13 protein-coding genes and 4 tRNA genes are annotated in these 20,546 nt (G+C 42.1%); 9 read left to right on the top strand and 8 right to left on the bottom strand.

Annotation, left to right across the window (positions count from 1 at the left end; genetic code table 11):
• Window positions 1–297: 297 nt before the first annotated feature.
• Genes DXX92_RS10740 through DXX92_RS10730 form a run of 3 tightly spaced genes read left to right on the top strand, consistent with a single transcriptional unit; the run spans window position 298 to window position 5,535 of the window.
• Window positions 298–957 carry a TetR/AcrR family transcriptional regulator gene (locus DXX92_RS10740; RefSeq protein ID WP_116000440.1) on the top strand — a complete coding sequence of 220 codons (660 nt, stop codon included), beginning with the start codon at window positions 298–300 and terminating at the stop codon, window positions 955–957.
• A gap of 37 nt (window positions 958–994) precedes the next feature.
• The gene (locus DXX92_RS10735) at window positions 995–2,377 is read left to right on the top strand and encodes an efflux RND transporter periplasmic adaptor subunit (protein ID WP_181901741.1); all 1,383 of its coding nucleotides are present in this window, start codon (window positions 995–997) and stop codon (window positions 2,375–2,377) included.
• Window positions 2,374–5,535, top strand: a complete 3,162-nt coding sequence (locus DXX92_RS10730; protein WP_116000438.1) for an efflux RND transporter permease subunit — start codon at window positions 2,374–2,376, stop codon at window positions 5,533–5,535. Before DXX92_RS10735 ends, DXX92_RS10730 begins: the two co-directional genes overlap by 4 nt.
• 115 nt (window positions 5,536–5,650) lie before the next feature.
• Here the strand turns inward: DXX92_RS10730 and asnB are convergent, their stop codons facing one another.
• From asnB to ctlX, 3 genes are all read right to left on the bottom strand, one after another.
• On the bottom strand, window positions 5,651–7,315 hold the full coding sequence (gene asnB, locus DXX92_RS10725; protein WP_116000437.1) for an asparagine synthase B: 1,665 nt from the start codon (window positions 7,313–7,315) through the stop codon (window positions 5,651–5,653).
• 259 nt (window positions 7,316–7,574) lie between these two features.
• Window positions 7,575–9,017 (bottom strand): alanine/glycine:cation symporter family protein, encoded by a 1,443-nt coding sequence (locus DXX92_RS10720; RefSeq protein ID WP_116002388.1) that lies wholly within the window; start codon window positions 9,015–9,017, stop codon window positions 7,575–7,577.
• A gap of 107 nt (window positions 9,018–9,124) precedes the next feature.
• Window positions 9,125–10,210, bottom strand: a complete 1,086-nt coding sequence (ctlX, locus tag DXX92_RS10715) for a citrulline utilization hydrolase CtlX (protein ID WP_245961462.1) — start codon at window positions 10,208–10,210, stop codon at window positions 9,125–9,127.
• Window positions 10,211–10,324: 114 nt separating this feature from the next.
• Here ctlX and DXX92_RS10710 point away from each other — a divergent pair, with 114 nt between their 5' ends.
• On the top strand, window positions 10,325–10,786 hold the full coding sequence (locus tag DXX92_RS10710; RefSeq protein WP_116000436.1) for an Lrp/AsnC family transcriptional regulator: 462 nt from the start codon (window positions 10,325–10,327) through the stop codon (window positions 10,784–10,786).
• 101 nt (window positions 10,787–10,887) lie between these two features.
• Here DXX92_RS10710 and DXX92_RS10705 read toward each other — a convergent pair.
• The 4 genes from DXX92_RS10705 to DXX92_RS10690 form a co-directional block, all read right to left on the bottom strand.
• Window positions 10,888–10,964 (bottom strand) — tRNA-Asn (locus DXX92_RS10705).
• A gap of 88 nt (window positions 10,965–11,052) precedes the next feature.
• Window positions 11,053–11,129: transfer RNA gene (locus DXX92_RS10700), tRNA-Asn, on the bottom strand.
• Between the two features lie 98 nt (window positions 11,130–11,227).
• Window positions 11,228–11,304: transfer RNA gene (locus DXX92_RS10695), tRNA-Asn, on the bottom strand.
• Between the two features lie 81 nt (window positions 11,305–11,385).
• Window positions 11,386–11,462: transfer RNA gene (locus DXX92_RS10690), tRNA-Asn, on the bottom strand.
• Window positions 11,463–12,075: 613 nt separating this feature from the next.
• On the opposite strand from DXX92_RS10690, the gene DXX92_RS10685 reads away from it, so the two are divergent.
• From DXX92_RS10685 to DXX92_RS10665, 4 genes are all read left to right on the top strand, one after another.
• Window positions 12,076–14,043 carry an alpha/beta hydrolase family protein gene (locus tag DXX92_RS10685; protein WP_116000435.1) on the top strand — a complete coding sequence of 656 codons (1,968 nt, stop codon included), beginning with the start codon at window positions 12,076–12,078 and terminating at the stop codon, window positions 14,041–14,043.
• 707 nt (window positions 14,044–14,750) lie between these two features.
• Window positions 14,751–16,127 carry an MATE family efflux transporter gene (locus DXX92_RS10680; RefSeq protein ID WP_116000434.1) on the top strand — a complete coding sequence of 459 codons (1,377 nt, stop codon included), beginning with the start codon at window positions 14,751–14,753 and terminating at the stop codon, window positions 16,125–16,127.
• On the top strand, window positions 16,124–18,124 hold the full coding sequence (gene uvrB, locus DXX92_RS10675) for an excinuclease ABC subunit UvrB (RefSeq protein WP_116000433.1): 2,001 nt from the start codon (window positions 16,124–16,126) through the stop codon (window positions 18,122–18,124). Before DXX92_RS10680 ends, uvrB begins: the two co-directional genes overlap by 4 nt.
• A gap of 558 nt (window positions 18,125–18,682) precedes the next feature.
• Entirely contained in the window at window positions 18,683–19,282 is a 600-nt protein-coding gene (locus DXX92_RS10665) for a GTP cyclohydrolase II (RefSeq protein WP_116000431.1), read from the top strand.
• A gap of 93 nt (window positions 19,283–19,375) precedes the next feature.
• Here the strand turns inward: DXX92_RS10665 and DXX92_RS10660 are convergent, their stop codons facing one another.
• Window positions 19,376–19,987: a TetR/AcrR family transcriptional regulator gene (locus DXX92_RS10660; RefSeq protein WP_116000430.1), complete on the bottom strand. Its 612-nt coding sequence runs from the start codon at window positions 19,985–19,987 to the stop codon at window positions 19,376–19,378.
• Between the two features lie 102 nt (window positions 19,988–20,089).
• Between DXX92_RS10660 and DXX92_RS10655 the strand changes: the two genes are divergently transcribed.
• Complete coding sequence (locus tag DXX92_RS10655) at window positions 20,090–20,485, top strand: MAPEG family protein (protein WP_116000429.1); 396 nt, start codon at window positions 20,090–20,092, stop codon at window positions 20,483–20,485.
• Window positions 20,486–20,546 lie beyond the last annotated feature (61 nt).

The following is a 20,546-nucleotide window of genomic DNA, read 5'->3' as shown; positions in this document are numbered from 1 at the left end:
TGTAAATAATCTAAACAATCAATAAATTTTGTGACTCACTGGTGAAAATCAATGCGTTAACTTTGCTTGTTCTCTCGATGATTAAGTTTTGAATGATTATTTTTCGATAAAAAATTATTTTTTTATCGTTATTAAAATCAACCAAATAGCATCGTAATACAGGTGTGAACTCATATGCTACCGCTTTTTATAATTGTAAACCTGTGCTTAGTTTGATTTAATTAATCATGTGATTAATTAAATGGTGTGTATCGCATCATAACAGAATTTAGTTTCGTAGATGTGCAAGGTGACAATATGACGCAAGAAACCAATCGAGGGCGCCCAAAAGATACAGCTAAGCAAGCTGAGCAAAAACAAAAGTTAATTGATGCGGCTAACGTACTGATGCGTGAAAAAAGTTATCGCAGTGTCACCATCCGTGAATTAGGGGCTGCGGCGGGCGTTAACTCTGCAATGATAAAGTACTATTTTGGCGGTAAAGAGGAGTTGTTTCTTGAAGCGATGAATCAAATGGTGGTGCAACACTTTTCTAGTGTGCAAGCCATTCAAGACAAGCCAGAGCCAGTCAAAGGCTTTATTAAATATATCGTTAACACCTTAAATCAAGACAAAGGCCTTGCTAAATTTATTCACGACGAAGTGCTTAATGAAAACTATCCACTACGAGATAAATTTCTTGCGGGCTTTCCTAGTCAAATGGCCGAGCTTTTACCGGCATTAATTGAAAGAGAAGTCGCCGCGCTTCAAGCACATAAAGCCATAAAGGGCGATGTTAATTGCAAATATGCTGCATTTAACCTGATGTCGATGATCATGATGCCTTATGTGGCTGCACCTATACGGAAAATTGTATGGCAGATCTGTGATGAACAACTACACGAGCAGGCTTGGGTCGACCATCTTTACCAGCAATTTATTGGCGGCATTATTCGGGGGCAGAGTGATGACAACTAATCAATCTATCCTTACTCAATTCAAAGCCAGTTTGCGAATGAGAAAAGCTCTACCTTTAGTCGCTGCATTAGGAATATTGCTAACAGTAGCTATTGTAAAACTCCAGCCTGAGATGCAGCATAATCCGCAGGCGCAATTAGTTACCCCTGTAAACGTAGTAGAAATTGAGCAGCATAAGGTTAAGCCTAATCTTGTCGGGTTTGGAACCGTTAAACCCGATATAAAGTTAAACGCAATTGCTGAAGTTTCGGGTCGAATTACTTATGTGCATCCTGAGTTAAAAAAAGGTGCATTTATCGCTAAAGACACTTTGGTACTCAGCATTGACGATAAAGACTACAAGTTGGCTATACAACAAGTTCAGGCAGATTTGTTGGCGGCTCAAGAAAATGTCAAAGAACTTGAGCTAACCATAGAGAATAATAAGCTTGAACTTAAATTGGCGAATCAGCAGTTAAAGGTGAGTCAGTCAGAGCTTGAGCGACTCTCAACATTGAGAAAAAATGGCACAGTATCTCAATCGCGTTTAGATCAAGAAACCAAAGCTGTGCTTGCTCAGCGACAGGAAGTGCAGAAGTTAGAGAGTCAGCGCACGACATTGCCATCTGAGCTGGCTGTGCTTCACACCAAAATTGATATTGCCAAAGCAAAGCTTGAACAAGCGGAACGTGACCTATCCCGCACTCAAATATATTTACCTTTTAATGGCAGAATTGCTGAAGTGTCTAGTGAAAAGGACCAGTTTGTTTCACTAGGCAGCAAGCTGTTTAGTGCAGTTGGTATCGACAAAATTACCATTAATGCCCAGTTTCCTATTGATCAGTTTAGCCAATTTATTGCCGAGACCGATCGTGACCAACTTGATTTAACTAACATGACTCAATTACCTGTAATGAGTGAAGTGTTAGCACAAATGGGATTGACTGCTCAGGTCGAAGTTGCCGGAGAGCAATTTAAAGGCTGGCAAGCTAAGGTTGAGCGGTTGAGCGACAGCCTTGATCTAAAAACTCGTACCGTAGGTGTCATTGTTTCTGTTCAAGGTAGCTACTTGCAAGTTGAGCCCGGTATTAGGCCACCTTTACTCGAAGGCATGTACATGAAAGTAACCCTTAAAGGTAAACCTAAAGAGTTTTTAGTGCTGCCAAGATTTGCTATAAAAAATCAGCAAATATACAAAGTTACCGCTCAAAACACGCTTGCACGCCTTGCTGTTGAAAATGCACTGTTACAGGGGAACTTAGCGCTTTTACTGCCCAATAAGCAGTTAACAGAGGAAAACGCAGATGAGCAACTGCTTAAAGCGGGTGATAAAATACTCGTGTCCGATGTCTTTCCTGCCGTTAATGGTATGGCACTCAAGCCAGTTCAAGATACAGCGACGCAGAATCAATTACGTGCTTGGCTGGAGCGAACACAATGATCCGATTTTTTGCCGCCCACCCAACAGCAGCCAATTTGGTCATGCTGGTGTTTATTATCTTAGGGGCGATCAGCCTGCCAGAAATTAAACGAGAAACTTTTCCTGAGATAAAAAGCTATGCCGTTGATATTTCTGTACCTTACCCAGGCGCAGGCCCGATCGACGTTGAACGCGGTATATGTTTACCCTTGGAAGACGCGTTAGATGGCATTAGTTTTATCGAAGAGAAAGTATGCGACGCTCGCCAAAACTTAGGCTTAATGACAGTCAAAATGAAAGAGCAAGGGGATTTTGATAAGTTTATTGATGATGTAAAAACCTCAGTTGATAGCGTTAACGACTTTCCACAAGAAGCAGAAGTGGCGATTGTCTCTGAAAAGGGGCGTACACAAGATGTTGTTGCAATCGCACTAACTGCCGATATATCGCGTGCTGAGCTAAAAACACTTGCTGAGCAAGTTAAACAAAGTTTGCTTCAGAACCCGTTAATCCCACTTGTTGAAATTCAGGGGTTTTCTGAGCGCCAATTACGCATTGAAGTGCCAAGCTATAACTTACGAAAATACGGACTAAGCCTAGATCAGCTAGCAGCTAAGATTGAACAACAAGATCTAGATTTACCACTTGGTACACTTACTACCAGCCATCAAGAGCTACAAATCCGTTTCGATGATGAACGTCGAACCGTTGCTGAACTTGCTGAGCTGGTGGTGCTTTCCGGTAGTGAAGGCGGTGAGGTAAGGCTTGGTGATATTGCCAAGATCCAAGACACCTTTGAGCTTGCTGAAGAGAAAGTGGCATTCAATGGCCAACCAACGGCGCTGCTTAAAGTGCTTAAAAATACTCAAGACGACAGTTTAGATGTGTTGGCTGCGGTAGAGAAAGTAGTGACAGAGCAGCGAGCAAACTTACCAGCTCAAGTCTCGCTGAGTTTAACCCAAGATGCGACAAGCATAGTAAAAGATCGCATTAATATGCTGGCAACAAACGCGTGGCAAGGACTCGTACTTGTATTCGCTGTGATGTGGCTGTTTTTTACTATTCGCTATGCTTTTTGGGTGGTAATGGGGTTACCTGTTTCCTTCTTAATGAGTTTTTTCTTGTTGGGTCACTTAGGTATCACTATTAACATGATTTCGATGGTAGCACTCTTGCTTGCCTTAGGCATTTTAATGGACGATGCCATTGTTATTTCGGAATCAATTGCGAGTCAGATTAAAAAGGGCTTACAGCCTCTCGAAGCCACAATTGAAGGCACTAAAGCTGTGGCGCGCGGTGTTGCATCTTCGTTTGCCACTACCTTGTCTATCTTTATCGGCTTAATCTTTTTAGCTGGTGATTTAGGGCAAATCCTCAAGGTGATCCCAATAGTGCTGATTTCAGTGATAACGGTTTCACTGATTGAAGCTTTCTTTATTTTGCCTAGTCATTTGTATCACTCATTGCATCATGCTGAAAAGCAAGCACCAAAACCGTTTCGCCTTGCGTTTGATAAAAAATTTGAAGTGTTGCGAGTTAGTGTATTTAAGAAAGTTGAGCAACTGATTGACTATCGTTATGCATTCGTTGGTGGCGTTATTGCACTGTTCTTTTTGTCGGTTAGTTTGCTAGCTAGTGGCGTGCTAAAGTTTTCAGCTTTCCCAAGTATTGAGGGGGATATTGTGCAGGCAAGAGTGCTTATGCCAAGCGGTACACCACTGACCCGCACAGAAGCGGTAGTTAATCAGCTAATTGAAGCACTTGAAAAAACTAACGCAACAATGTCTAAAGATGAGCAGGACAAACTTGTAAGAGCAGTGACTGTGAGCTACAACCAAAATGCCGATGCATACGACACAGGCGCTCATTTAGCTACGGTTACTGTAGATTTACTAGCAGCCGAGCAGCGCAATAGCAAAATGCAAGACATTATCAACTTGTGGCGCAGCCATACTCAAGACAACCCCACACTTATTGCTGAAGCGAAAACCATTGCTTTTAAAGAGCCGGCTATTGGGCCAAGTGGACGGGCATTAGAAATTCGACTTTCTGGTGATGACTTTGATGAGTTAACACAAGCGTCATTAAACCTGCAAGACTGGTTAGGGGGGTACCCTGGGGTTCAAAACCTAACAACTGACTTACGCCCCGGTAAGCCAATATTTTCGGTAAAACTAAAATCTGGTGCTGTTAATCTGGGGATCACTGCACAAGAAATTGCTCGGCAGACTCGTGCCGCCTTTCAAGGTGTTAAAGTGTTGGAAACTTATGTTGGCTTAGATACCTTTGAGGTCACCGTTAAGCTGGCACCTGAATCGCGTGATGAATTTCAAGACTTTGATAATTTTGTCATTATTCACCCAGAGCATAAGGTTGAAATTCCACTCTCTAGTATTGCGACTATTGAATGGCAACAGGAATACTCGCGCATTGGTAGAGTTGACAATAGGCGGACAGTAACGGTTTATGGCGATATAGATACACAGGTAAATAATACCGTTGCCGTAATTACTGATCTTAAACAGCGATGGTTAGATGATTTCCAGTCGGCATTTCCTAATATTCAAATTAGCTTTGAGGGGGAAATAAAAAATTCAGCCACTACACAGCAATCAATGATGCGGGCATTTTTATTAGGACTATTTGGTGTTTTTATCCTGTTATCGTTTCAATTTAAAAGCTACGTTGAGCCAGTAATTGTAATGGTTGCCATTCCGCTGGCATTGATTGGTGTGATATGGGGGCATGTCATTATGGGGCTGAATTTTACGATGCCGTCAATGCTTGGCTTTGTCTCGCTCGCGGGTATCGTCGTCAATGATTCCATCTTACTTGTAGAGTTCGTTAAACGTCGTGTTCACGAAGGGTTGAGTGTTCATGCCGCAGCAGCAAAAGCGAGCTATGACAGATTTAGGGCAGTGTTTTTAACATCAGTTACTACCATTGCGGGGATGACACCGCTACTTTTTGAGTCCAGCTTACAAGCACAAGTATTGATTCCGCTAGCCACGAGTATTGTTTTTGGTATCGCAATGTCGACCTTGTTAGTGCTGTTCGTAATTCCTTGCCTGTATTCGATTTTGGAAGATTTTGGTGTGGCAAAACCAGAAACACTTACTCCGTTGAATAACCCAGAGCAAGGGCGAGAAGTTGGCATTAATCAAGCTCACTCAAGTTAATAACATTTAGCTTTGAGCCACCCTGTTTCGGACGGGTCACAATCAATAAAAAAGGCGCTACTGATAGTTTAGTAGCGCCTTTTAATTGTTGATAACAATCGTTTTACAACGTTAACTAGTAACTGTCGTTATGTACCGACTGTACGGCACGACCTGAAGGGTCGGCCATGTTTTGAAATGCTTCATCCCATGCTAATGCTTGTGGGGTAGAGCAGGCAACTGACTTACCACCCGGTACACATTTCGCGGCGCTTTCCAGTGGGAATTTCTCTTCAAACACAGTGCGGTAGAAGTAAGCTTCTTTGGTATCTGGCGTGTTAACTGGGAACTTGAATTCCGCGTTTGCTAACTGTTGATCGCTGACTTGCGATTCAACATATTCTTTCAAGCCATCAATCCACGAGTAGCCAACACCGTCCGAGAACTGCTCTTTTTGGCGCCATAAAATTTCTTCTGGCAAGTAGCCTTCAAACGACTCACGTAAAATGCTTTTCTCCATTTTACCGCCGCCACACATTTTATCTTCTGGGTTAATGCGCATTGCAACATCAAGGAAGTTCTTATCCAAGAATGGTACTCGAGCCTCAATACCCCAAGCCGACATTGATTTGTTGGCACGTAAGCAATCAAACATATGTAATTTGTCTAACTTACGCAGTAACTCTTCATGGAACTCTTGTGCGTTTGGTGCTTTGTGGAAGTATAAGTAACCGCCAAATATTTCATCAGCACCTTCGCCAGAAAGTACCATTTTAATGCCCATGGCTTTAATTTTACGCGCCATTAAGTACATCGGTGTTGAAGCACGAACGGTAGTAACATCGTATGTTTCTAAGTGATAAATCACTTCTTTTAACGCATCGATACCTTCTTGCTCGGTAAACACTACATTGTGGTGCACCGTACCAATCGCATCGGCAACTTTCTGCGCGGCGATTAAGTCAGGCGAGCCTTCTAAACCACAGGCAAATGAGTGAACTTTTGGCCACCAAGCCTCAGATAAATCGTTTTCTTCAATACGGCGTGAGGCGTATTTTTGCGTAATTGCAGATACCAGTGATGAATCTAAACCGCCTGATAGCAACACACCGTAAGGTACGTCGGTCATCAAGTGACTTTTTACAGAGTCTTCAAGCGCCGTGCGCAGTTTTTCTTTGCTGGTGTGGTTGTCTTTAATCGCATCGTATTGCATCCAGTTGCGCTTAAAGTACTTGCGCAATTCACCAGTTTTGCTGTCTAACACATGGCCTGGAGGGAATTCTTTAACCGTTTTACAAACCGGCATGAGTGATTTCATTTCAGAGGCAACATAGAAGTTACCGTCTTCATCATAGCCTGTGTACAGCGGGATAATACCAATATGGTCGCGAGCGATGATGTAGCGGTCTGCTTTTTCATCGTATAAACAGAATGCGAACATGCCTTGTAGCTTGTCAATAAACTCTGCGCCGAATTCCTTGTACAGCGGTAAAATAACTTCACAGTCGGAGTGCGTTTGGAATTCGTAATCTACCGTTAAACTCGCCGCAAGTGCTTTGTGGTTATAAATTTCACCGTTAACGGCTAAAACGTGGGTTTTGTCTTCGTTATAAAGTGGCTGAGCGCCGTGCTCAGTATCAACAATGGCTAAACGTTCGTGCACTAAAATTGCATTGTCGCTAGTGTAAATGCCAGACCAGTCGGGGCCGCGATGACGTAAAAGACGAGAACATTCTAATGCAGTAGGGCGAAGTGCCGACGCACTAGTTTTAATATCAAGAATACCAAAGATCGAACACATTGAAGTGCTACTCCTTTTTCCAAATTGTATGAGGTGCAGTGTTTAAATTTATTGAAGCGACTGCGGATAAATGTCCAATTAAAGTAAAACTATTCAGCCTGTTAGTTATTGGATAACTACTATTGGACTTAGGTTAAATAGGGTTAACGTTAACACTTAAACAAACGGTTGACCGTCTGCAGTTGCTATTTAACATGCCAGCTTCTCGTGAAAAAGCAACCCTTAATTTCACTAATTCAGTAAATTTTGAATAAAAACTCTATTTCTTATCCCAAATACCTGAATAGAGCTTACCTTGATAGTCGATATTTTGCGCAGAGAAGCTGATTTCAGGCTTGGTTTTACTCTGATCTGGTGACGACATTTGAGTCGTTCGCTGCTGACAATAATCTTTAAACAAAGCTTTAATGGTTGGAGTTAATTGCACTATGGCAAAAATATTAACCAGCGTCATTAAACCCAACGCCATATCCGCCATTGCCCACACGTGAAATAGCGATGCATTTGCCCCCCAAAGTACCATGGCGAGATAACAGCTAGTGTAAATACCACGCCCAAGTTTATTGTCTAGCTTAAACAAATGCAGGTTGCTCTCGGCATAGGCATAGTTAGCAACCACTGAGGTAAAGGCGAATAAGGTAATTGCTGCGGCAACAAAATAAATACCGCCTTCACCAATATGGGCGGTCATCGCATCTTGGGTTAGACGAATACCTTCCATTTCACCACTCATGGGCAGGTCCGCCAGTAAAATAATCACGGCAGTGCAAGTACAAAGCACCACAGTATCAACAAATACGCCGAGCATTTGCACATAACCTTGAGCAACCGGGTGATTAGGGGTAGGGGAAGCACTTGCCGAGGCGTGAGGCACAGAGCCGGCACCGGCTTCATTCGAATATAAGCCTCTCTGAATACCATTTTTAATGGCAGCACCAAGGGCACCGGCACCAGCTTCTTGTAAACCAAAAGCAGATGCTAAAATATCGCCAATTAGCGCAGGGATGTGCTCAATGTTAAGGGCAGTAACCGTTAGCGCCGCTAAAATATAGGCTATCCCCATAAATGGCACAACTAGCTCTGCAAAGCGGGCAATGCTTTTAAACCCGCCCATCACAATCACACCGGCAAATAAGGTAATCGCGAGACCTGAATACATATGTGGAATATCAAGCGCGTGGTTTAGTGCATCGCTAATGGTGTTGGCTTGCATGGCACTAAAACTAAAGCCATAACCTAAGAACAAGCAAATAGCGAACGCCACTGCCAGCCAAGGCTTATTCAAGCCCATTTTTATGTAGTAAGCAGGGCCACCGCGATATTCTTTATGGTCGTCTTTTACTTTGTAAAGTTGACCCAAAATGCTTTCGGCAAAACCAGTTGCCATGCCCAAAAAGGCAATTACCCACATCCAAAAAACAGCACCGGCGCCGCCTAGTGAAATTGCGACTGATACACCTGCTAGATTACCTGTACCTACGCGGGCAGATAAGCCAGTGCACAATGCCTGAAAAGAGCTAATACCGGCACTATCGCCCTTAGTACTGTTTTTCATCACCGAAAACATATGGCGAAAATGGGCAAACTGGACAAACTTCAGTTTGAACGAAAACCAGAAACCGGCAAAAACCAGAATATAGATGAGTAGTTGACCAGAGCCCCACAACAAGTTGTTAATATTGCCAACGGTGGCATTAAAGATCTGATCAAACATACGACTTCCTTATTTGTTCTACGAAATTATTATTCGAATCGCCTTACCTTAGCGTATTCTAAGTATATGTGTACACTTACATTTTATTGTTATGTCTAAAGCTTTGGTGACGGTGTTAAATGAATACCTGCCAGCATACAGCGAATTGAGCCACCCGCCATTTCAATGGTTGGGATATCAAAAGTTTCAATACGTGTTTTTGCCAGTAGCACTGAGATTTGTTGTTTTGATAACGACTGGTAAGCAGTAGTCGACATCGCGATAAATCGTCCTTCGCTACCGCTAAGCTCAAACATATTGCCAGCAAATTGATTTATTTGATTTTCGGTAAGTGAAATATGAGCTTTACCACTATGGCGTATAAACTTTAAGACTTGCTCGCGCTCCTTATTATCGGGAATCATTTCATCAGCAATAATGACAAAATCAGTCGTCACACACATCAGTACATTGGTGTGATAAATAGCTTTACCTCGGCGATCGGTAGCAGTGAAAAATACAGGAGATAAGTTTTGCTGTTGGCAAAAGTCCATTAGCGGCGCTTCATCTGCGCGTTTTGAGCGAGTGACATAGACCAAGTGATTTAGGTGATCGATCACTAATACCCCGGTTCCTTCCAAAAACTGTTGTTTTTGCTCCCAAGATGAAAGATCAGTTAACTGTGTAACCTGATAATTAGCGATCAAGTGCTCAATAATATCGTCTCGTTTTTCCAAGCGACGATTTTCTGCGTACATTGGATATATATAAAGTTGCCCGTCACTATGCGTGGAAAACCAATTGTTGGGAAAGACAGCATCTGGCGTACTCGAAAGCTTATCTTCAAACAAATGCACTTTTACCCCTAGGGTAGATAACTTGCTGGCCACCTGAGTCACTTCATCAAACGCTTGTTTAGCAATTTGTTGCTGACTCAGCGTAATTTTGTCGTTTACTTGAAAGGCATTATCGTTTGCTGTTTGTGGATTGGGTTTAAATTGATGTGGGCGCACCATCACTACAGCCCCAGGTGCATGAATGGCTGCTTGAATGTGGGCTTGTTTTGACGCCTGCATTGGTGCTTGTTTTGACGCTGGTATTGGCGCTTGAGTTGTTTCTGATGCGTGTACCTCTGATCCTGAACAATTTAAGTCGGCAATTGTTAGAGTGGTTTTAGCTGGGTTAGCGTGAGTTGATAACATAATGAAATTCGCTTTGTACAATATATTGCTAGGCTAACCCCCAAGCATGCTAAACAAAAAGCGTAATAATGTGATAAATTGATAGCCAAAATATACAAATAGATAAGCTTAGGTATGCAAAATGATAACATTGAGCCAAAAACGCTCAATCCACATCGTTACGACGCGTTAGATCAATCGCTTATTGCCTTGCTGCGTAATGACGGCCGTGCGCCTGTTTCTGAGTTAGCGAAACAACTCAAAGTATCGCGTGCGACGGTGCAAAGTCGAATTGATAAATTAATCAGCACAGGGGCAATTTTAGGTTTTACGATTCGCGCTCATGAAGGGCTTGAGCAAGATACGGTGCGCGCAATGATGATGATTGAAGTGATTGGTCGTTCAACCTCACAAGTGATCCAACTGTTAAGAGGCATTCCTGAATTAGTTAAACTGCATACTACTAATGGTAAGTGGGACTTGGTAGCAGAGATAAACACCAGCAATCTTGTTGAGTTTGATCGAGTTTTGCGAATTGTTCGCGAGATAGAAGGGATTATTGCCAGTGAAACTAGTATTTTGCTAACCACAATTTAAATTGGTTAATGTGGCCTGGAGCAGGGCTAGTGAGATTTTCTAGACGAAAAAAAAGACCATCAAATGATGGTCTTTCTTGTTTCACTTGCTAGTGAATTAATTGGCTCCCCTGGTCTGATTTGAACAGACGACACATGGATTAACAGTCCACCGCTCTAACCAACTGAGCTACAGGGGAATAAACTTTTACTGCCATCGTTTGATGGGATTTTTCTTAACTTATTACCTAACCAATTTATTAGTAAATAATAAGTATAAGAAGAAATTGGCTCCCCTGGTCTGATTTGAACAGACGACACATGGATTAACAGTCCACCGCTCTAACCAACTGAGCTACAGGGGAATAAACTTTTACTTTCTTTTACCTTGAGCTTTCACTCAGATAACCGCTAACAATATCAGCCATTACCTTTAATTCTAGTTTTTTTCTTTAGAAGAAAGTGGCTCCCCTGGTCTGATTTGAACAGACGACACATGGATTAACAGTCCACCGCTCTAACCAACTGAGCTACAGGGGAATAAATTTTTACTTTCTTTAACACTAAATGATTTAATAACAACAGATTTACCTAGTCATTATCTTTACTCTTAAAAAAGAGTGGCTCCCCTGGTCTGATTTGAACAGACGACACATGGATTAACAGTCCACCGCTCTAACCAACTGAGCTACAGGGGAATAGTGTTTATTCAGTAGTGAAACATACCGTTTAATAGGCTTGCCTCGCTAACGGGGCGGAATATTAAAGCCCGTTAGTGAGAGTGTCAACACAAAAATGACAAATTCTTTCACAATTAGATCGTTTGCTGAATATGTGGTCAAGTGGTGGTAATTTTGCGCACAATTAGCTGATATCTTTAAGGTTGCCTGCTGTTACTTACAAGTGTTTGTTGATGTTTTAATCGAAAGTCTTCAGTCTGCATTATTTAGATAGTCGCTTATTTATTTGTATGGCAATGAGGAATACAGTTTGATGTTGTCATTAAAAGCTCAGTTCACATCAGTTCACATAAGTAACGTCATTCATTCAGAACACTCATTTACAGCATTCTTTTGAAACTCATTTTTTGAACCCATTCTTTTGAACTACAGCGCCGCTTAACACTCCGCAAAAGGCTCTAATTGACCCTTTCAGTTGAGTCAACTATTCTCAGTTTTGTCGTTACACTTCTAGCTTGCTTATTATTGATTTATTAGGAGTTAGTTGAAAACCACTAGAAACATTGAGGGTAGCGATAAAACAATAAAAATATGGTCAGAGGTATCGACTAATTACAATAAGGAACGTGAAATGAACCATAAAATATCATCGCTATTGGTGATTATGGGCTTGCTATTGGGGTGTAGCGAGTCTGGTAACACCAATCAAGAGACGGTGTCCGCCGCAAAACCTGATGCACAAGAAGTAAAACTACCAGAAGCAACGCCAACCATACCAACATATTCAGCCGAAACCTTTTTCAAAACCACGAGTATTTATGGCTCACGCATCAATTATTCTGGCGAATATGCCCTAGTGAGCTCTGACGAGTCAGGTATCTACAATGCTTACCAATATCCGCTCAATGGCGATAAGCCCACACAACTGACCCTATCGACCACAGACGCTATTTGGGTTGTTGATTGGTTTCCAACCGATGATCGGTTTTTATATTCTTCTGACCAAGGCGGCAATGAGCTCAATCACGTTTATGTTCAATCAACAGATGGCACCGTAAAAGACTTAACGCCGGGTGAGAACTTAAAAGCATCATTTGTTGGTTGGCACGAAAGTGATAAGTGGTTTTATATAGCGACCAATGAACGCGATTCCAAAGTATTTGATTTGTATAAATATAGTGTTGAAGATTACAGCAGAGAGTTAATCTTTGAAAATGACAATAACTATTTTATCAGCGGTGTCACACCAAATGGGCAGTGGATAGGGCTTTCAAAATCTAACCGCAATACAGATACAGATTTAATTATTGCGAACGTTAGTAATGGTAAATTAATCAATCTATCAGATGATGATAACGATGCTGAAGTTAACTTACTGGACTTTTCACCTGACAATAACATAGTTGCGTATTCAACTAATCTTAACGGCGAGTTTTCCCAGCCATGGACTTATAACATTGAAACGGGTGAGCACAAGCAAATCACTAACTTGAACTGGGACGTCGCTTATTTAGTGTATTCACCTACTGGCAAGTACAGTGTTATGGGGGTGAATGAAGATGCGAGCACAACGGTAACCATTACTGAACTAGGCAATGTAGATCAATCAAGTGTAGAGCAAACAAGTGGTAAGCAAGTCATCATCCCAAATTTAGCAGCAGGTGATATTCGCGGTGTAAACTTTTCGTCTGATGAGCGCGTTGTTAACTTCTTGTTGAACTCAGATACTTCTCCTTCCAATCTTTATACCTATCAATTTGGCAGTGATGCCCCCACTAAGCTAACCAATACGTTGGCGAAAGAAATGGACGAGCAACATCTAGTAGCAAGTAGTGTTGTTCGTTTTAATAGCTATGATGAGTTGCCGATACCAAGCTTGTTGTTCAAGCCTAAGCAAGCTTCAAGTGCCAACAAGGTACCAGCGCTAATATGGATACATGGCGGCCCCGGCGGACAATCAAGAACAGGTTATTCTGCGGCAAGGCAGCATTTGGTCAACCATGGCTATGCGATTTTCGCCGTTAATAATCGAGGTTCGTCCGGTTATGGCAAAACCTTCTATCACCTTGACGATAAAAAGCACGGCGATGTTGATTTAAAAGACATTGTTTACGGTAAAAAGTACCTGCAATCATTGGACTGGGTTGATGCTGATAAAATTGGTTTGATAGGTGGTAGCTATGGCGGGTACCTAACCATGGCGGGTCTTGCCTTTACCGATGAATTTGAAGTTGGTATCAACATTTTTGGTGTGACCAACTGGGTTCGCACATTGAAAAGTATTCCACCTTGGTGGGAGGCGTTTAAAGAAAGCCTCTACCAAGAAATGGGTGATCCTGCGACAGACGAAGAGCGCCACCGCGCGATTTCTCCTTTATTCCATGCTAGCAACATCAAAGCACCAGTGCTGATTGTGCAAGGCGCCAACGACCCTCGTGTTTTACAGGTTGAAAGCGATGAAATGGTGGAAGCGATTCGTAAAAACAATGTGCCAGTGGATTATGTTTTGTTTGACGATGAAGGTCATGGTTTTAGGAACAAAAGCAATCGCATTGAAGCGTCTGAAGCCTATGTAAATTTCCTAAAAAAATATTTATAAACATAGTTGAAAACTTGCTCTCTGTTCAGTTCTGCGCTGTGAGTTAGCACAGAGAGCAATCCGTGTTTTCATCAAGGTTATTCATTACCCAATATCCTCCAACTTAGCCTTCCAAGCTATATAGCTCTTACCTGCTAATTACCGTGTTGATTGGACTTACACTCCGCATTTAGCGTACTACCATAACTGAATTATCAGTAGTGAGCTTAGATAACTTGGTAACTCTGATGAGTTATCCACGTAAATTGTGGATAACTGTGTGAGTTAAAGTGTAATAGTTGGTAATTGCGAATAAATATGGGGTCTGTAGCGCATTGGTTAAAATTTAACTAGTTGTCGTGATACCTTTTATAAACAACGAGATAGCTTGTATTTTGTACAATGCTGAGCCGTGCAGCCTATTTATTAGGCGATTCATCGATTTTGCCGAGTATCTGTGTGTTCTTTTTGCGATGATGCGCTGGTAGGGCTTGTTCTATGTGTAGAATCTATGCGCAGAACTTTTATGTAGTAGCACAACAAGTGTTTACACTTTGTTGCGAATCAATCTAGGTGAAATAAAAGATAGCAATAGCGAGTCTTATCACTATCTTTTACAATAGTTGTTTCGCGATATCGCAAAGCATACAAAAACACAAAGTGTGCGAAGAACACAAAGAACCTTCCTTGTTTGTTTGACCAGTTACATACGGTAATCAATTAAGTACATGACCGACACAAAACATAAACACCAGATCGACTTGCTGGCCGATCCGGTAGGGCCAACCTTGAAAAATATGACCATTCCTATGATATACGGCATGGTTCTATTGATGACCTTCAACTTGGTTGACACGTTTTTTATTGGCTTATTAGGCACACAGCCGCTAGCCGCAGTAAGTTTTACCTTTCCAATCACCTTCACTGTGTTAAGCCTAACCATAGGATTAGGCATAGGCACATCCGCAGTCATTGCAAAATACTTAGGTGCAAAAGACAAAGAAACGGCAAAAGACAACGCAACCAGTGCGATGTATTTAGCCGCTGTAATTGTCTCGATAGTATCGGGTATAGGCTATTACTTTACTGATGAAATTTTCCACTTGCTTGGTGCAAGCGATAGCTTATTGCCACTTATTCACGATTACATGGACATTTGGTATTTAGGCAGTGTCTGTTTAATTGGTCCAATGATTGGTAATGCTGTGCTGCGTGCTTCAGGGGATACGCGAACACCTAGTATTATTATGGGCAGTGCTGGTTTAATTAATGCCGTATTAGACCCTTTGTTTATTTTTGGCCTTGGCCCGGTACCAGCGATGGGAATCAAAGGTGCGGCAATTGCTACCTTAGTATCATGGCTTGTCGGCTTAGCGTTAGTCCTTCATATTTTGGTCAACAAACGCCAGCTTATTCATGCTCATTTGATTCCAATACACACCTTGCTTAAATCGTGCAAAGGAATTTTACACATTGGCTTGCCTGCCGCTGGCGCAAATATGCTAACGCCTATTGCCGCAGCGATTATGACGGCAATAATTGCAGGCTACGGTGAATCTGCAGTGGCGGCCTTCGGTGTTGGCTCACGAATTGAATCGATCGCTAGCTTAGTGGTATTGGCGATGTCGATGACCTTACCACCATTTATTAGCCAAAACTTTGGTGCGGGTAATATGGCTAGAGTTGAGCAGGCATACCGCACCTCAGTGAAATTCGTGATGATTTGGCAAGTATTAATTTATGCCATTCTTATTGTGATATCTTCATGGGTTGCAGATGCCTTTGCTAAAGAACAAGCAGTGGCCGATCTTATCAAGTTATTCATTTACACCTTACCGCTAGGCTATGGCTTACAAGGTATTATTATTCTAACTAACTCATCATTTAATGCACTGCATAAACCTATGGTTGCCTTAGTGCTATCAGTTGTGCGTTTATTTGTTTGTTATGTGCCGCTTGCTTACCTAGGTAGCTACTTATATGGCATAGAAGGTTTCTTTATTGGTGCACTGCTGGGCAATTTAGTCATGGCATTTATCTCTTACTATTCATTTACGCGCCAATTTATCGATGAAAATATAGACGCGGAGCCGCAGTCGACATGAAGTCAATTGAATTAGTTTCTGATTATACGCCAAGTGGCGACCAACCAACCGCGATCGAACAATTGCTTGATGGCATAGACTCAGGTCTTGCTCATCAAACACTACTTGGCGTAACTGGCTCAGGTAAAACCTTTACGGTGGCGAATGTTATTGCCAAATTAAATCGCCCAACCATGATGCTAGCGCCAAATAAAACCTTGGCAGCGCAGCTTTACGGGGAGATGAAAGAATTTTTCCCGAACAATGCCGTTGAATACTTTGTTTCTTACTACGATTACTATCAGCCGGAAGCTTACGTGCCAACAACGGATACATTTATCGAGAAAGATGCCTCAATAAATGATCATATTGAGCAGATGCGACTATCGGCAACTAAAGCCTTACTTGAGCGACGAGACGTTATAATTGTCGCGTCGGTGTCGGCGATATACGGTTTGGGTGACCCTGATTCTTACCTGCAGATGATGCTGCATTTGCGTCAGGGCGATATCATCAATCAACGTGATATTTTGCGCCGCCTAGCTGAATTGCAATACACCCGCAACGATTTAGCGTTTCAACGGGCAACTTACCGTGTGCGTGGTGATGTGATTGATATTTTCCCTGCCGAATCTGATCGTCTTGCATTACGTGTTGAGCTGTTCGACGAAGAAGTGGAAAAAATCAGTGAATTCGACCCATTAACTGGCGCGGTTGAGCGCACGCTTGCTCGAGTAACCGTTTACCCTAAAACTCACTATGCGACACCGCGCGATAAAATATTAGCAGCGGTAGAATCGATCAAAGTTGAGCTTAAAGATCGCGCTCAGCAGTTAAAAGACAATAACAAGCTGATAGAAGAGCAACGCATTGTTCAGCGCACTCAGTTTGATATTGAAATGATGACTGAACTTGGTTACTGCTCAGGTATCGAAAACTATTCACGCTACCTATCAGGTCGCGAAGCAGGTGAAGCGCCACCGACGTTATTTGACTACTTACCGGATGACGGTTTGCTGGTGATTGACGAATCACATGTTACTGTGCCGCAAATTGGCGCCATGTATAAAGGTGACCGATCGCGCAAAGAAAACCTCGTGGAATATGGTTTTCGATTACCATCAGCACTTGATAACCGCCCGATGAAATTCGAAGAGTTTGAAGCACTGGCACCACAAACTATTTATGTGTCGGCAACGCCGAGTGATTACGAACTGGAAAAGTCTTCAGGCGAAGTCGCTGAGCAGGTAGTTAGGCCAACGGGTCTGCTTGATCCAGAAATTATGGTGCGACCAGTAGACACGCAAGTAGATGACTTATTATCAGAGATTAATAAGCGCATTCCGCTAGGAGAACGTGTACTTGCTACAACACTGACTAAGCGTATGGCCGAAGACTTAACCGATTACTTAGACGAGCACAATATTAAAACCCGTTATCTGCACTCTGATGTCGATACCGTTGAGCGGGTCGAAATTATTCGTGATTTTCGCTTGGGCAAATTTGATGTGCTCGTCGGTATTAACTTGCTGCGTGAGGGCTTAGATATGCCCGAAGTTTCCTTAGTCGCTATTTTAGACGCAGACAAAGAAGGCTTCTTACGCTCAGAGCGTTCGCTTATTCAAACCATCGGTCGTGCAGCGCGTAATGTGAATGGTAAGGCGATTTTATATGCTGACCGCATTACTGGCTCAATGCGCAGAGCCATTGATGAAACAGAACGTCGCCGTGCTAAACAAGACGATCACAACAAAGCCAATAACATCACACCAAAAGGGGTGAAGCGTAAAATTACGGATGTGATGGACGTTGGCTTAGATCCTGAAGAGCAATTGATCGCCAATAAAGTGGCCGAGCAAAAAGCTGCCTATAAAACGCTTTCGTTTGAGGAAATTGATGAGCAAGTTAAGCAGCTTGAAGCAAAAATGATTGAACATGCTAAAAATCTAGAATTTGAACAAGCTGCTGCGATACGAGATGAAGTAGCTAAACTAAGAGAGCAACAGCTAAGTCGCTAGTGCATATACAAAATAGAATCGCCTAGCTAATTTGGTCGGCGCATTTAGTTATAGTGGCCAGATGTACTCGTGTTGCTCTCGTTTGCGCTACCTTAACTCAGGCATAGAGTAGCGCCCTATAATGTCTGCAACGGCGTCACTGTTGCAATGCGACAAATTACTAATTTCTTCTATTATTTTATCCTGCACGTCAAGCGGGAATAGCATCAGCTGTTCCAAATACAGATGTGCAGCGGTCTCCTTATTGCAATTAATCATATTGGCTAAGTGCATGGCATGATTTCTCCATATAGCGCTCATAAATACATCCTCATATGTGTGAACACTAATATTAATTGTAGTTGATGCCCCTTAAGGGGTTAGATTCTTTGGTTATCTAAAAAATACCCACACTTTTTATGTGTTATAAACGTTCGTGGTTGAGTTATAACTTTGTCGTAAGTTTTCTAAGCAGTTACCTAGAAAAGTTCGCCATTTCAGTGAACAAGGAGTAAAATCCGCGATCTAATTTTATTAGTTGCCGTAAAACTAATAAACGCAAAGAGATCAAATAGAGATATGTCAGAAATTAGAGCCAGAGTTAGCCTTAAAGTTGGCCAAAACAGTGATATCGACGCAGAAATTATTAGCTTCACTGGTTTTGATAAAGATAATGAACACGTTGCCATGGTGTTCAAACAAGCAGATTTAAATCAAGATGTACCATTGGTGCGCGTGCATTCAGAATGTTTAACCGGTGACGTGTTCCATTCATCACGCTGTGACTGTGGTGAACAACTCGATGAAAGTATCAATGTAATGGCAGAGCAGGGTGGTATCATTCTGTATATGCGCCAAGAAGGCAGAGGCATTGGTCTTTACAACAAAATAGATGCTTATGTGCTGCAAAGCCAAGGTTTAAATACCTATCAAGCCAATAATCACTTAGGTTTTGAAGATGACCAGCGTAGCTTCGAACATGCGTTTTCTATGTTGGATGCACTTAATATTCAACGTATAAAGTTACTGACCAATAACCCAAGAAAAGCGAAAGCACTCGCTACCCACGTAGAAGTGACTGAGGTGGTCAATACTCAAGTTCATTTAAAAGATGATAACGCCAATTATCTTGCTGCCAAGCAAGAGCACGGCAAGCACAATATAAAACTTGAGCCATAAGGTCTTTGGAGGCAAAACATTTACGTTCTGTCATCCGCGCCAGATCTGAACTAGCTCAGATCTGGCGTATGTTATTACGACTTACCTGCTAAACTAAGCCAGTACCGATGGTGATGTACACCAGTTAATACAGGTTTGTTTAAGCGTTGCCACAGCCGATTGCACGCTACTTCCTCCAGTATCAATACACTGGGTTAATAGTGCACCCCAAGCAACACAGACTAGAAACTCGGCAGATTCTGCCACATTTATATTGGCGTTAATTTCGCCAGCTTCTTGATTTATCTTCAAAATATCATGAGCTCTTGAAACCAGCATCGATCTATAGCTATGTACTAGTTCAATATGCCTTTCTTCAAGCACTGAACGTTGAGATGCAGCTCCCACCATCAAGCAGCCTAACGGAAATTTTTTACCTTCTTCATTTTGCCTGTCTAGCATTGCTTCAAATACGCTAACTAGTGAATCCATAGTTGGTTTTGCGGTAATTTCAGCGAAATGTCCCTCCATAACTCGATGATACAAGGAAAGAATCTGGGCAAAAATGTCAGCTTTATTACCAAAAGCATTGTACAAGCTAGTTCTTGGCAAGGACGTGACAGCCTCAAGGTGACCGAGATTAGTTGCCTCATAGCCTTGCTCCCAAAAAGTCCACATGATCTTGTACAGGACTTCCTCTTCATTAAAACTGCGATTTCTTGGCATTTTGTACTAACCTAAACAAAATAGATTGAACTGTGTTATTTATTCTGCCATATTTAAATTGTATTGCGCAGTACAAAATAAATTAATAAAGGAGAATAAACCATGTCTATTGAATTGCTTTCGCTTTACACCTTTTGTGCAACCATCCTATTTACCTTGTTTACACAGGCAATGGTGTTAGTTGCAAATTCTAACTTTGCCTATGTATCAGGCAACAGAGACTTACCATTGGATAACCCGCCCGCGATTTTAGGCCGAATTGAACGTACTATTCGAAACTCGATTGAAGCCGCCGTTGTTTTTGCACCTTTGGTATTTATTGCCGCACACAGTGGTGTTTCAAACGTTATAACACAATGGAGCGCTATTATATTCGCTGGCGCACGCGTACTGTACGCCATTAGCTACGTGCTAGGTATTACTGGCGCTAGAACACTAGTTTGGAATGTTGGGGTGACTGCTATTGGGGCATTTGGCGTTGGGATTTTAATGGGGTAAACAGTTAGAGAATAATTGTGCTTGGTCTTTATCGGGAGCGTGATGAGCCGCTTGGCTCGCA

Source organism: Thalassotalea euphylliae, from assembly GCF_003390395.1.
Lineage (GTDB): Bacteria > Pseudomonadota > Gammaproteobacteria > Enterobacterales > Alteromonadaceae > Thalassotalea_F > Thalassotalea_F euphylliae_C.
This window is presented reverse-complemented; position numbering and strand designations above follow the sequence as displayed.

What these genes read in the sequence shown, in the direction of transcription:
- DXX92_RS10735 (WP_181901741.1), top strand. Translation starts at nt 995, where the DNA reads ATGAGAAAAGCTCTACCTTTAGTCGCTGCATTAGGAATATTGCTAACA.
- DXX92_RS10740 (WP_116000440.1), top strand. Translation starts at nt 298, where the DNA reads ATGACGCAAGAAACCAATCGAGGGCGCCCAAAAGATACAGCTAAGCAA.
- DXX92_RS10710 (WP_116000436.1), top strand. Translation starts at nt 10,325, where the DNA reads ATGCAAAATGATAACATTGAGCCAAAAACGCTCAATCCACATCGTTAC.
- uvrB (WP_116000433.1), top strand. Translation starts at nt 16,124, where the DNA reads ATGAAGTCAATTGAATTAGTTTCTGATTATACGCCAAGTGGCGACCAA.
- asnB (WP_116000437.1), bottom strand. Translation starts at nt 7,315, where the DNA reads ATGTGTTCGATCTTTGGTATTCTTGATATTAAAACTAGTGCGTCGGCA.
- DXX92_RS10665 (WP_116000431.1), top strand. Translation starts at nt 18,683, where the DNA reads ATGTCAGAAATTAGAGCCAGAGTTAGCCTTAAAGTTGGCCAAAACAGT.
- DXX92_RS10730 (WP_116000438.1), top strand. Translation starts at nt 2,374, where the DNA reads ATGATCCGATTTTTTGCCGCCCACCCAACAGCAGCCAATTTGGTCATG.
- DXX92_RS10685 (WP_116000435.1), top strand. Translation starts at nt 12,076, where the DNA reads ATGAACCATAAAATATCATCGCTATTGGTGATTATGGGCTTGCTATTG.
- ctlX (WP_245961462.1), bottom strand. Translation starts at nt 10,210, where the DNA reads ATGTTATCAACTCACGCTAACCCAGCTAAAACCACTCTAACAATTGCC.
- DXX92_RS10655 (WP_116000429.1), top strand. Translation starts at nt 20,090, where the DNA reads ATGTCTATTGAATTGCTTTCGCTTTACACCTTTTGTGCAACCATCCTA.
- DXX92_RS10660 (WP_116000430.1), bottom strand. Translation starts at nt 19,987, where the DNA reads ATGCCAAGAAATCGCAGTTTTAATGAAGAGGAAGTCCTGTACAAGATC.
- DXX92_RS10680 (WP_116000434.1), top strand. Translation starts at nt 14,751, where the DNA reads ATGACCGACACAAAACATAAACACCAGATCGACTTGCTGGCCGATCCG.